Source organism: Paenibacillus sp. B1-35, assembly GCF_050474385.1.
In the GTDB taxonomy this organism is placed as follows: domain Bacteria; phylum Bacillota; class Bacilli; order Paenibacillales; family Paenibacillaceae; genus Paenibacillus_B; species Paenibacillus_B alvei.
Map to the genome: position 1 here is coordinate 98,699 of NZ_JBCHVJ010000005.1, position 12,548 is coordinate 111,246.

A 12,548-nucleotide genomic window follows, 5' to 3' on the forward strand; every position below is an offset into this window, starting at 1 on the left:
TTACTTTCCACCCGTCTTTAATTGCAGCAGTGCCTGCTTCCAGGTTTCGACCATTCCCTTAGCGAATTCCAATACATCGTCAAGCATTTTGACATCTCTGCTGATGATGAACTGTGCGATATGCTGATTGTAGAACATATAGAGATTAGCCAAATCCTTTGCAATATCATAGTCTGTATTAAGTGTCACGATCAGTTCGTTAAGAATCGAACGCACCTTATGCAAGCTGTCGTTCATCTCTGCATACTGATGTTGAGAATATAATTGCTTTGCTCGAAGCAATGATTTGACCATCTCCTGATAAAGTAATAATGTCAATTCACCAGGACTAGCTGTCTCTACCTGAACTTTCAAATATTGCTGTTGTCTCGCGTTCTGCATCATTAACATCTCTCCATCAGTTTTCATTCTTGTCGAAGCATTATTGTCCTAATTGTTGTGCAAGCCATGAACCTTGACTATTCAACTTCTGCATCGCCTTTTCCATTGCAGTAAATCTCTTGTAATAACGATTTTCAATATCCTGCAGTTTTCTTACCCATTGCTTCTCTTGATCATTGATATCTTTTAATTGTCGACCAATAACGCTGTCATCAATGGATTCTAACAGGGTCGCGGAGCCCATCTTTTTCGTTACTTTTTTCATTTGCGCATCGATTTCTTCGTATAATCGATCGCCGATCCCCAATTCGGAACGACGCTGCTTAATGTTCTCCGGCGTATCCGGCTTTGTTGAAGATGTCTTCAGAAATAATTGCTTAACCTCATCAAATTGGTTATTGATCGCATCCGTCAATTTCTTTTCATCGATCTCCAATTTGCCGTTGTCTTTATAGTTTTTCGACGTTGTAATTCCGATTTGAGACAACATATTCAATTCGCCGCTCGGAATACCTGCCACTGGAAGGCTTAGAGAGCTTCTTAAAGATTGTAACGCCCCCTGAAGCATGCTGTCGCCATATAATGTTCCTTGACGCGCTTTTTTCTCCCACATCTCGATTTGTTTTTCTGACATGGCCTCTTTTTCTTCTTCCGTGAGCGGCGTATAGTCGCGATTGCGTCTTGTCGTCGTCATGGTAGAAACCTGGTCGACCATCTCATTGTATTTGGTTACGAAGTTTTTAATTTTGTCTATCAAACCGGATTTGTCGGATTCTACGCCGATCGATGTTTGGCCAACATCTTTCAGCTGCAATTGAACGCCATTGACGTTAATAGTATTGCTTGTAGACGTTATGGGCGCAGAATTATTTACGCTATATTCCGCATCCGAACCTGTAGAACTGCCTGGAGTAATATTGAGCACGCCCTGCAAATTACTCGGAAGCGATATATCGATTTTTGCGCTTGAACCCGATTCTTTGGACATCAACGTTATGCGCTTTGTATTTTTGTCAAAAGAAGCCTGCACGCCGCTTTTATTGGCTTGCGCATTGATATTCGCTATTATCGCATCTATATCATCATCTGCTTTAACTTCTATATCCACGCCGTTGATATTAATCATTCCCGCCTCATTAAGAGGCTTACTAAGGTCGGCGGTCATCGGGCCGCCTATCGTCGTTGCGGATGTGGCTAATTTGTCTACTCTGATTTGAAAAGCGCTCGCTATGCTGCTGTTGCTCGTAACAACCCCAGCGACCTTTTCATTAGATGAAGAGGCTTTCGTTTTATTGAACGAGCTTTCAAATCGAATATCGTTCGCCGCATTTCTGAAGTTCAATAATGCAGTATTAGCCGTACGATAATCCTCGCGTTGCCACAGTACAAGTTGCTTCTTTCTGTTCAGCTTGTTCAGGGGCATTTTTTCGCTTTTCATTAAATCGCTAACTAATTTATCAATATCCATGTTCGAAGACAAACCGCTTATCCGAATTGGTCCACCGATGCTTGGCATTTTTCTGGCACCTCCTACATTCTTTCATCAAAAAAAACACCCGCTCGAATACAGATGTTGTACATCATATCCAAAATCTTTTCACTTGGTATTTCACGTATAACCTCTTCCGTATCGTTTCGAATAACCATGACCATGATCGTATTGGTCTTTTCGTGTATTTTGACTTGGATGTGGGTTTGGTTAACGCTTAATGCTTCATTGCACTTATCTATCATTTCTTCTAAAGAGTATTTTTTTCCATGGTACTGCCCTGATTCTTTTCCCGTGCTTTCCATGCTCAATGATGCAATATCTTGTAAGGTTAACGGATTAGGGAAAACATTGTGCGGACGGTGTTCAATCCTCATATCTGCAATCCCCTCAAAATTAATAGGTTAATCGGTTGAAACGAATGTTCCTATTAAAAAAGGCCGACCGGTATCCCGGCCGGCCCAGAGCCTGCATTAACGGAGCAATTGCAGTACTCCTTGAGGTTGTTGGTTAGCTTGCGCCAGCATTGCTGTAGCAGCTTGTTGAAGAATGTTGTTCTTCGTGAATTCGGACATTTCTTTAGCCATGTCAACGTCACGGATACGGGATTCAGCAGCTTGCAAGTTCTCTGCAGTTGTTCCCAAGTTGTTGATTGTGTGCTCAAGACGGTTTTGAACAGCACCCAAATCGGAACGAATTCCGGAAACAGCATCAATTGCAGTTTGGATCGCTGTCAAGTTGGAAGCCGCTGTAGCATTCAATTTACCCGCAGCAGCGGACAATTCTGTTACAGCAGTTTTGTCGATGGAAAGAGCAGTAGAGTCTGCTTTTTTCAAAGCCAAGGAAATTGTTTCCCCGGAATTTGCACCAACTTGGAAAATTACAGTGGAAGCTGCATTCAACAATTTCTTCGTGTTGAATTGTGTTTGCTTCGCGATATCATCGATTTGGGAACGAAGTTGATTCACTTCAGCGTCGATTTTCTTAGCATCTGTAGTTGTCAACACTTCGTTCGCACCTTGAACCATCAATTCGGACATGCGTTGAAGCATGGAATGAGTTTCATTCAAAGCACCTTCAGCTGTTTGGATCAAAGAGATACCGTCCAAAGCATTCTTGGAAGCTTGTTCCAAACCGCGGATTTGGTTACGCATTTTTTCGGAGATCGCAAGACCTGCAGCGTCGTCCGCAGCACGGTTGATGCGGTATCCGGAAGACAATTTCTCCAAAGATTTAGCTTGAGAGAAGTTGTTAGTCGTCAATTGACGATGAGCATTGTAAGAGCTGATATTGTGATTAATACGCATAATTAAGTTCCTCCCTGGAATCGTTTTATGGTGCTCGCTTCCTTGCTTACACCCTATTGGTCAAGGTCTGTTCTTCGGCCGATAGAATCATACGTTTGACCTACTATTTTATATATCGGCATTGGTTTGTCGAAGTTTATAGCTAAATCATTTTTTATTCAACTTTTTTTCTTCAGCATCATCTTTAGAACTTCAAGTTGCTCTTTCGATAGATCAGACTTTGCAGCAATTTCGTTTTGTTCTTTAATGCTTTGAAATATTTCCTCTCTGTATACGGAAATATCCGAAGGAGCATCGATTCCAAGCCTTACCTGGTCGCCATTTACCTCTACCACGGTCAAAACAATGTCTTGTCCAATCATAATTTTTTGACCTTTGGCTCTCGTAAGCACCAGCATACTATCCCCTCCCTATTGGATACTGCAACTGATATTGAGGGCCGTCCAAAATAATTTGAGCAGCTTGATTATTAGTTACGTTTATAATTAATGGGGCTCTTAAGTTCAAGGTTGTGTTAGAATCGGATCTGGCCGTAAGAATAACACGGACAACAATTTGCTCTTCGGATGTTATATTCAAAGTTTGCTTTATTTCCTCGCTAAGCTCGAACTCATACTCAGGAGCAAACAAAAACGGATCGACGATCATAAATGTTAATTGTTCGTTTATGGCGCACTGTAAACACTCTATCGGCAAATTAGGCTCGATTGAATGAACCCATGCATACCCCTTAGATTCTGGAAATCCCAAAATGCCATCGTGAAACGCAATCATATCTTTTTCTTCAACATGAAAATCGCCAAGTCGCGCAGATCGCACTACCATTCTAATCCCTCCCAAAATAAAATAGCTATAAAGAACATCAATCGTTCTATATAGCTACTTCATACCTTCTATACTACTGCATCTAATTGTTTGCCGCTACTCGAAAAAAAGATATAGTTATTCTGAATCAAGTACGGATTCACCTTGCCAGGATAAAACTCCATTTTCGGGATCGTACGCTCAAAATTAAAATGTACGCCGCCGGGATTCCACTCTGTCTTCAATTCGCCCGGAGTGTATTCTACGTCGACATTATCATAACTTGGCATACCGCATATTTCGATTGGATATTGTCGAAACATTCGCTCTCTTGCTATCTCTCCAAAGGCATTTTCCTTTTTGTGGAATGCCATCATGCGATCGCCTTCGCTCGCTAAGTTCGCAATGTTCTGCATCGAGATTTGGAGTGATTCTTGCGCGATTCGATCCGTCACTTCCTCAAATCTAGCCCTTCCCAAGGCTGACCAGGCTTTACGCGAATCAATATTCAATTTCCCATCGCTGCGATCCATCTGAACGGACACTTGCTGCTGCGAGATTTCTAATCGTGAAGGCGGAGTTTCAATATTCAACTTACCTGCCTCGCGCTCCAAGCCGACTCTTGAGAATTGTTGATTGATCTGGATATGAGGTATATTCATCCCCTATCACCCTATCGTAAGAAATCTAGCAGACTTGGGCGTGAAATACGTGCAATTGTGTCAAGAGAAGCTTGGAATATGCTTTCTGCAGTCTTTAATTCTGTGATCACCTTAGGCATATCAATATCTTCCGTTTTTGATTGTAGGTCAATATAATTCAGATTTAGATCTTCTAAACGGCTCGTCGTAAATTCCAAACGATTTTGTTTAGCCCCAACCTCTGCTTGCCCTATTACCAGCTTTTCTAACATTCCTTGCAGCTTAGGAATTGCCCCTGAAATTCCACTAGTATTGTCGTTGAGCAATGCAGTTTTCATATCATTTACAATTGTAAATATGTTATCAGCATCTCCAAACTTCCCAAATACCTTGTCACCTAACATATTCACATCAACATAAATACCCGCGCCAACTTGATACTGTACTATACCATCATCTAAACTATACTTTTCGTTAGCTGGATCATCTGGATAAGGCTTCTGATCTGTACGTTGTCCATTAAAAATATATCTTCCCTTAAACTGTGTATTCCCTAGAGATACCAGATGAGTATATAATTGTTCAACTTCACGAGCAATATTCTCACGCGCATCTTTAGGTACAGTATCCGTACCACCTTGAACAGCGAGTTCTGATAACTTCTGTACAATTTGAGTAGCTTCGTTCATTACAGTATCAGTAAACTTCAAAAAGGAATCAGCATCATCTACATTCTCAGAAAATTGCGTCGTAGAACTAATTTCCGCACGATAATGCAGAGCACTTGCCACGCCGACTGGGTCATCGGAAGGACGGTTCAGGCGACGATTTGTCATAAGCTGCTCTTGATATTTGTCAAGACGCTTATAGTTATTCTGCAAATTTTTCATCATGGAACTGCTCATCATCGATTGTGTTATACGCATGTTACTCTTCCTCCTTATCTGCCGACGACGCCAGTGCCGTTAATGAGCTTATCCAGCATTTCGTCCATCGTTGTAATAATGCGGGATGAAGCACTATATGCATGTTGGAATTTGATCAAGTCCGACATTTCCTCATCCATTGACACGCTGCTAACTGCTTGACGCAGACTGTCCGCATGATCTGCGAGCAGCAAGCTGTTCTCTACCATTTTCGTTGCATGGTCAGCATCTGTACCAAGCTGCGCCACGACGGATTGCACATAGCTGTTAATCGTCGCGGATTTCGTAACTGCACCTGGTTGTGAGAAGCTATAAACTTTCTCCGCCAAACCAGCAATAAGCAAAGCCATATCGCCGTTCCCTTGCAATGGAACTTCTTGCGTAGTGCCGTTTGGCCCTTGGCGTACTTCTGTGCGCATCGATGCCGCAATATTCTTTACATCACTCAATATGTCAGCATTTACTCTCATATTGCTTGCAGTGATAGGTCCACCATTTTGCGATACAAAGAAGTCGCCGCCTTGCTTAGCAGGCTCTTGTAAAGCATAGCCCAACTTGTGCAAACCATTAAGACCGTTTACGGTATACTTTGTATCGTTCATCAGCTTACGTGGGTTAGAAGGATCCGTAACTGCATTTGGTATAGATACCCCTGGAGGCAAGATAGTGCCCGCCGGCAAGGTAACTTCAACTGGCCCATTCGCAATCGTATTCGCGATGATGTCCAATTGGCGTTTGTACTCTGCCACATGGATATCTCTCGATTCCACGTAACCTTTAATCTCGCCATCTGTCAATGCGCCAATATCACCATCAGTAATTTGCGTCATCGCCATATTGTCGACTACAAGCGTGCCGCCAAAGGTTACCTGATAGCTGTCTTCTCCTTCCACGACATTCACATTGCCAAGTCCAGATAGCTGATCAACCAGCAAATCCCGCTTGTCGCGTAAATCGTTGGCATTGTCGCCAAGACCCTCAATGCGTTTAATCATCTGAGTCAAATCAGAGATTTGAGTAATATAGTTGTTAGCCTCGCCAATTTTGACGTTAATCCGCTCAGTCAAGTTATTTTCGAGCGTGTTCAACTGGTTTGAGATATGGTTGAACGTTTCCGTCAATGCAACCGCTTTTTGTTGTACAACGGTACGCGCGGAGAGATCGGAGTTACCTGGATTCTTACTGAGCAGCTGCCAAGCATTCCAAAACTCTGATACGCTCTTTGCCAAGCTGTTATCCGAAGGTTCATTGAATACGCCCTCAATATTGCCAAGCGTCTCCTGCTTCACCTTCCATGTGGAATGCACCGTATTCTGATTTCGATATTCGATATCCAGCAAGAAGTCACGCACTCGGCGGATACTATCCACCTCGACACCCATTCCTAATTGGTTCGGGTTCTTAGACAAGTTATACATGCCCGGATAATCAATCGGACGTGCAGCCGTCAGTCTTGCCACCTGACGGGAATAGCCAGGCGTATTCGCATTCGTAATATTGTGACCTGTTGTGCTAATGGACGTCTGGTGGGCCATAATGCCCCGCTTACCAATCTCTAATGTATGAAAAGTCGAACGCATCGCTCGCTTCCTCACTTTCTCCGTAGCTTCACACTTCAGCTTTCTATCTGTTGTCTAGGTAAAGCTGTACCTTTATAACCTGCTTCATCCTTGCTTTTACGCTCTTGTGTCGAACATACTGCGTGGTGTGCTCGAGTTTCCCTGTGCCGGATGCTGATATACGACCTCATCTTCCGGACGGCTCATATATAAATTCAATGAGTATTCGACAAAGGACAACGATTGTTGCAGCAGCTCCTGTAAGATTACATTGCGTTCCTTCAGCTTGTGTAAGGTATCGGATAAATCCCGCTGAATATTGAGCAGTTCCATTCGTTCCTCCGCTTGGAAGACAAGCCGAGCAATTTCCGTTACCGTTAAATTCAATTGGGAACGTATGCCCTTCTCCTGTAGGAACTGCTGTGCTATCTGCTGCCGCTCTCCTTCTGCTTCAGCAACCTGCTTCAGTAATCTGGATTCCTTCGTCATCAGCTGCGACAAAGCTTCGACATCGTTCTTGATAATCACCTGCTTCTTCTCTTCTGCGATATCCAGCAATTGTTTATGCAAATCGTTCAGAAGCGTAAGCGATTCAATGATTTGCTGCACACTCACACCAGTTCCTCCACTCATTCGTTCTCTTTACGGAACAAGGGAAGAAGCTTCTCTGCTATCTTATCCGCTTCCACATGGTATGTCCCGGTAGATACCGCCTTTTTCAAATCCGCAATGCGCTCACTGCGCGCAGGATCATTCACGCGATTCTGTGCGTCAAGCATCTCCTGTGCTTCTGTCGAGATGATAAGCTCATCCTTGCGGGAAGGCTTCTGCGACGCACGATGCATTGCCTGCTGCTTTTGATAATATTGAATCGCGCCAAGACGCTGTGTTTCATTAATTTTCATCTCATTCACCTCGTTCCATAAGACAAACTCAATTCATTACAAATCCCTATAGCAAACCATGCTTCAATCTCATAAATACCTTCAAATACTTTATACGGTCGCCTTCTATCCAGTCAAAAAGAAAAGCCGATAACCTTTACTAAGATTATCGGCGCAGTGTCAAGAATTATTTAGATGTAATGTCATGAATCTTTTGAAGTTAATCTAAAAAATCCAATTTTAGAGAGTTTTGTTATTGACAATCTCAAAATTTAAATTATTCACGTTCCCGCTTCGTATCAATGACCCGGTACGCGCCATCCCCCGTGCGAGGAGCTTCCTTCGTCTCTTCCGCACCGACTACCGTCTGTGTAAATTCCTTCACCAGGCGATTTCGACAAGGCTCACACATATTGCCCTCGCGAATTGGCTTATGGCATATTTCACAGTCATAGGTCAAGTTTGGTGCTTGGTATATGGAAATGCGCCCTTCTTTAATAAAACGCGTGATTTGACGAACGCTTACTTCTGTCGCTTCACTCAGCTCCTGCATCGTGGCTTGACGCTCTTCACGCAGATAAGCAACACAGCGTTCATACTCCTGTTCGATTTGTTTCAAGCAGTTTGGACAGAGATCTCGGAACGCCTTGGCAAAAAGAATTCCGCAGCGCGGACAATTGCTCAGCTCCATGTCATTCGCCTCCTTCGATGCTTCATTTCTTCATCATATCGCAATATTCGGCAGATGACGAGTAATTTTTTATTCAGTTTGACTAAGCTCTCGCCCACGTATAGCTTACGATTGAAACTGGACAGCCCAGTCCCCAGCATATGGACGATAACTGGCGAGAACATGCTCGCAATGTACTGCCTGTTGTGTATACATCATCGATCAAGAGCAGGCGCACTTCTTCCATTCTACTTACTTCCCTTGTGCAGTGTAAGGCCCAAGATTCCTGCAGTAATTTTAATGCTGTATGACGCAGTGTGAATGCATGCTCCATATTGTGCTCCCTTCCTGCACGCGTTTGCTTGCTTTGCTTCTCCGCATCCTGAACACGTGCAAGAAGTTCTATAACTGGACGTCCCCACTTCCCGCCCAATGCTCGCGCAAGTTGTTCCGCCTGGTTGAATCCACGAGCATAGAGACGCTCCCTAGTAGTTGGTACGAAGGTAATGAAATCGGGCAGAATTTCATCCAATCTTCCCTTGAATAACTTAGCCATTTGCCTTTCTTGGGTTCTTAGACCCCACACTGTTGACAGCAACGGTTCATATGCGAGCTGCATCATGTTAAGCACAATCTGCTCATACTCTCGATTTCCCTTAAATTTATATTGTGCAAGCCACTGCTTCATCCGATCGTCATATTGAACTACGCTTCGATTGGCTCTTAGACCATCATTTTGCAATGGATGCCGTCGACAATCTGGACAACGGATCGCACGTCCGCAATCGGAACAGCCTAGCGCATCAATCCATGGAATAAGATGGATACACTTACGACACATCAACGGCAGAAGGTGCTGTTCATAGGGAATAGGTGGACGAGAAGGAGCTGTTTGATTTATCTGAATCGAGCTTTTACAGATCATACACGTATACAACTTCGGCCTAAGCAACGTTCCATACATCTTCTCCATCCATGCCCCCAGTTGCATTCTGCTAACCAATTCGCTGTATCCTCTTAGCTTCCGACAATAAATAGCCTTTCCTAGCCGCTATTCGATTCATGTCCCGGATTTGGCGCACCGCAGACCGCTGCGATCGGTTCCATTGTGGGGAGCCGAACACAACCGTTCCTGAAGGATCATCCTTCGAGCGCCCTGCTCTTCCCGCCATCTGTACAAGCGAAGCTGCATCAAACAGACGATCATCCGCATCGAGGATAAATACATCGCTCATCGGTACCGTTACTCCCCGCTCCAAAATCGTTGTTGTAACAAGCAACCGTATTCTCCGATCCCGAAATTGAAGCACCTTATCTCCGCGATTCTCATCTGCTGCTGATGTACCTTCTATCAGGACACCCTGGATATGTTGACGCAGCAAGCGAACCATCGGTTCAACTTGACGAATACGTGCAAGGAATACGAACAACTGTGCACCTCGAGTTACCGAATGGCTCATGCGTGCAAGCAGTATAGCGGGAAGTTTGTTCACAGATAGACACTGCGCGACTGTGGACATTGTAATATGAGCAGGAATCGGCAATGGATGCTGGTGATAACGTACAGGTACCCTCGCATGAGATAATCTGCCGCTTCGGACGTTCTTCTGCATCTTTTCTGGTGGTGTCGCTGATAAAAACACAAACACACCTCCAGGGCGACAAGCACGTTCTGCGGTACGTTGGAGCACGGGATCATTATGATAGGGGAACGCATCAAGCTCATCAATAATTACCAAATCAAATGCCTCCTCAAATCGAAGCAGCTGATGGGTCGTCGCCAGCGTAATATCTCCTTCTCTCCAGCGTTCCGGACTGCCGCCGTATAAGGTTACAACCTTATTTCGCGGGAACGCCTTCTCTATCCGTGGTTTTAATTCCAGCACAACATCGCGCCTCGGAGTAGCGATCAATACCCGTCCATGCTGCAACAGCGTATCTTCAACAAGCGGAAAAATCATCTCTGTCTTTCCAGCTCCGGTAACGGCCCACAACAAAAAGACCCCCTTACTTACACTTCTTAACGCCCCCTGCTTTCGAATTACCCTACCATTCCGACTTCGCACTCCCAGCTTCAAATCTCGATTCTCCCTTCGAACTCCATCGATATAATCTAATGCTTGTCTGCTTGCCTCCAGCTGTGCGGGAGAAAGCCCCCACTTCTCCAGTTGTTCCTCTCGCAGGGATCTGAAAGCTACCTCTCCACCGTCACCACGATGAATCTTACCTGCTATCAAAAGAGAACAAGAGCGACAGCGACCCAAATTCAAGCATTGTGTACACGTCCAGCATTGAACGGAATGACAAGTTGAGCAAGAAGAACCACTCAAACCCTCCGAACTCCCACAGCGACCGCATTGAACTGTGATCGAAGCTTTACGCATAAACCTCATTACTCGCTTCAATGGAGATATTTGTTCGCTGCTTGACAGTCTAACTCCGTCCTCATGACTCGCATAAGACATTCCTGCCCGCAGCTCCAGCCAACCTTGCAGCCACCCCCATTGGAGGAGGGAATATCTCTCTTCAATCCATTGCTCTGCACCCCGATCTCGCAGCAAATGAACCAATTCTTCATCCAAAAGCAGGCGTCCACGAATCAAACAAGCCAATCGATAGGCATCTGTATCCAGTGCAGCAGCATATGCCTCAAACTGCGGATTGTTATACTGATGCAATGGGCTCGGCAGCTTCAACGTATTCGCCTGATCCTGCCCCGCTGTATAGGACACGGAATGCTCTGCGACCCGATACGCAGACATTTGCTTCTCCATTACCAGCTTGTTGGATGTAGGCTCTGAATATGGCGATTCGATAATGGCAACAGCCAAGTGCTCCTCCACCAGCATCCGCTTCATCTCTTCCTCAAGCTCCTCCACACATGGAGAGAGAATTTCAGCAAAATAGCGAATCCAGCCACGTTCCCCCCAGCGATCCATTGCTTCTCCTGCCATAAACTGCTCCAACGCAGAAATGCCAATCTGTATCGGCAGCTGTTGCTGCAAGACAACCAGCTTCGATCCGCGGGATTGACTATTGTCCCCTGTCAGCCAATAGCTTACATCGACACGCCAATCCATGGTAATGCCCGAGTGCCATCCGTACTCCGTTCGCACGGCATAAATTCTTACTTGCATGAATATTCCCTCTCCTTCGCCATACGGCTCACCGGAGCATGCTTGCTACTTGATGTCTGGATGCGCATCTGCCAAATACGCAAAAAAAGCACACCCCACCCGTTGTATCAGGTGGCATGTGCTTCATGCCCAGCGCCTTATCGTATTTGTATAAAATTGTATACGAATCGACGGGTTCTGACAACCCTAAACTTCAATAAACATCGAGAAAGTAACCGATCAGCATATCAAAACCTGACAGTCCCGTCCTCTCGCACAACACCGCTTACAATGCACTGCGAGCCTTGAAGGGAACCTTGCGCCAATCTTCTTGGCGCCGGGGCTCAATAACGACCAACACTTCTTCCTCTGATTGACGTTGCTTCAATTCGTTCAGCGTCATATCTAACTCATCCCGCTGGATTGCAAGCAGGCTCCAGCTCACTTCGTCCCTTTCCGTTACACGCGAAGCAATTGGGAACGTATCGTCAGTGGAACCGCTATCCACGAACGTGAAATGCAGCTTCCGTCCCTTCAGCCAAGCAAACCAACTATACGCACGAATCACCCATTCGATATGGCGTTCATCATTTTCCGTCACAAGCACGACATGCATCCAAGGCGCTGGTCTAACGCCACGTACGAGCTGCTGCCATTGATGAGCAAGATGAACAGCCGCTATCGCGAGTCCGAAGCATCCCACAATCCAACATAGCATTGCGATCATGCGGCCACCTCCTTACTACCAAGTGTATGCCGCAATAGATGCCG

Annotated in this window: 15 protein-coding genes; all 15 read right to left on the reverse strand. The window is 45.1% G+C overall.

From position 1 onward, the window contains the following. Window positions 1-384 carry a flagellar export chaperone FliS gene (gene fliS / locus ACQ5BJ_RS17160; protein WP_241751934.1) on the reverse strand — a complete coding sequence of 128 codons (384 nt, stop codon included), beginning with the start codon at window positions 382-384 and terminating at the stop codon, window positions 1-3. 37 nt (window positions 385-421) lie between these two features. Beyond that, window positions 422-1,897, reverse strand: coding sequence for a flagellar filament capping protein FliD (fliD, locus tag ACQ5BJ_RS17165; RefSeq protein WP_430111684.1), 1,476 nt, complete (start codon window positions 1,895-1,897; stop codon window positions 422-424). A 14-nt stretch (window positions 1,898-1,911) separates the two neighbouring features. After that, window positions 1,912-2,247 (reverse strand): flagellar protein FlaG, encoded by a 336-nt coding sequence (locus tag ACQ5BJ_RS17170; RefSeq protein ID WP_268599102.1) that lies wholly within the window; start codon window positions 2,245-2,247, stop codon window positions 1,912-1,914. Between the two features lie 96 nt (window positions 2,248-2,343). Further along, window positions 2,344-3,177, reverse strand: a complete 834-nt coding sequence (locus ACQ5BJ_RS17175) for a flagellin (RefSeq protein ID WP_268599101.1) — start codon at window positions 3,175-3,177, stop codon at window positions 2,344-2,346. Between the two features lie 158 nt (window positions 3,178-3,335). Next, on the reverse strand, window positions 3,336-3,575 hold the full coding sequence (csrA, locus tag ACQ5BJ_RS17180) for a carbon storage regulator CsrA (protein ID WP_005544724.1): 240 nt from the start codon (window positions 3,573-3,575) through the stop codon (window positions 3,336-3,338). Between the two features lies 1 nt (window position 3,576). After that, the gene (gene fliW / locus ACQ5BJ_RS17185; protein WP_005544726.1) at window positions 3,577-4,002 is read right to left on the reverse strand and encodes a flagellar assembly protein FliW; all 426 of its coding nucleotides are present in this window, start codon (window positions 4,000-4,002) and stop codon (window positions 3,577-3,579) included. 68 nt (window positions 4,003-4,070) lie between these two features. Further along, the gene (locus ACQ5BJ_RS17190; protein WP_430111688.1) at window positions 4,071-4,643 is read right to left on the reverse strand and encodes a DUF6470 family protein; all 573 of its coding nucleotides are present in this window, start codon (window positions 4,641-4,643) and stop codon (window positions 4,071-4,073) included. 11 nt (window positions 4,644-4,654) lie between these two features. Beyond that, window positions 4,655-5,548, reverse strand: a complete 894-nt coding sequence (gene flgL, locus ACQ5BJ_RS17195) for a flagellar hook-associated protein FlgL (protein WP_005544730.1) — start codon at window positions 5,546-5,548, stop codon at window positions 4,655-4,657. 14 nt (window positions 5,549-5,562) lie between these two features. Next, a complete protein-coding gene (gene flgK / locus ACQ5BJ_RS17200; protein ID WP_005544731.1) occupies window positions 5,563-7,128 on the reverse strand; it encodes a flagellar hook-associated protein FlgK in 1,566 nt (521 codons plus the stop codon). 96 nt (window positions 7,129-7,224) lie between these two features. Next, a complete protein-coding gene (locus ACQ5BJ_RS17205; RefSeq protein WP_005544733.1) occupies window positions 7,225-7,722 on the reverse strand; it encodes a flagellar protein FlgN in 498 nt (165 codons plus the stop codon). Window positions 7,723-7,736: 14 nt separating this feature from the next. Then, window positions 7,737-8,012 (reverse strand): flagellar biosynthesis anti-sigma factor FlgM, encoded by a 276-nt coding sequence (gene flgM, locus ACQ5BJ_RS17210; RefSeq protein WP_005544737.1) that lies wholly within the window; start codon window positions 8,010-8,012, stop codon window positions 7,737-7,739. 256 nt (window positions 8,013-8,268) lie between these two features. Next, the gene (locus tag ACQ5BJ_RS17215; protein WP_005544739.1) at window positions 8,269-8,682 is read right to left on the reverse strand and encodes a TIGR03826 family flagellar region protein; all 414 of its coding nucleotides are present in this window, start codon (window positions 8,680-8,682) and stop codon (window positions 8,269-8,271) included. Between the two features lie 82 nt (window positions 8,683-8,764). Continuing rightward, window positions 8,765-9,664: a ComF family protein gene (locus ACQ5BJ_RS17220; RefSeq protein WP_005544741.1), complete on the reverse strand. Its 900-nt coding sequence runs from the start codon at window positions 9,662-9,664 to the stop codon at window positions 8,765-8,767. Then, window positions 9,657-11,798, reverse strand: a complete 2,142-nt coding sequence (locus tag ACQ5BJ_RS17225) for a helicase-related protein (protein ID WP_005544742.1) — start codon at window positions 11,796-11,798, stop codon at window positions 9,657-9,659. Before ACQ5BJ_RS17225 ends, ACQ5BJ_RS17220 begins: the two co-directional genes overlap by 8 nt. Before the next feature lie 265 nt (window positions 11,799-12,063). Continuing rightward, a complete protein-coding gene (locus ACQ5BJ_RS17230; RefSeq protein WP_163978491.1) occupies window positions 12,064-12,504 on the reverse strand; it encodes a glycosyltransferase in 441 nt (146 codons plus the stop codon). Window positions 12,505-12,548 lie beyond the last annotated feature (44 nt).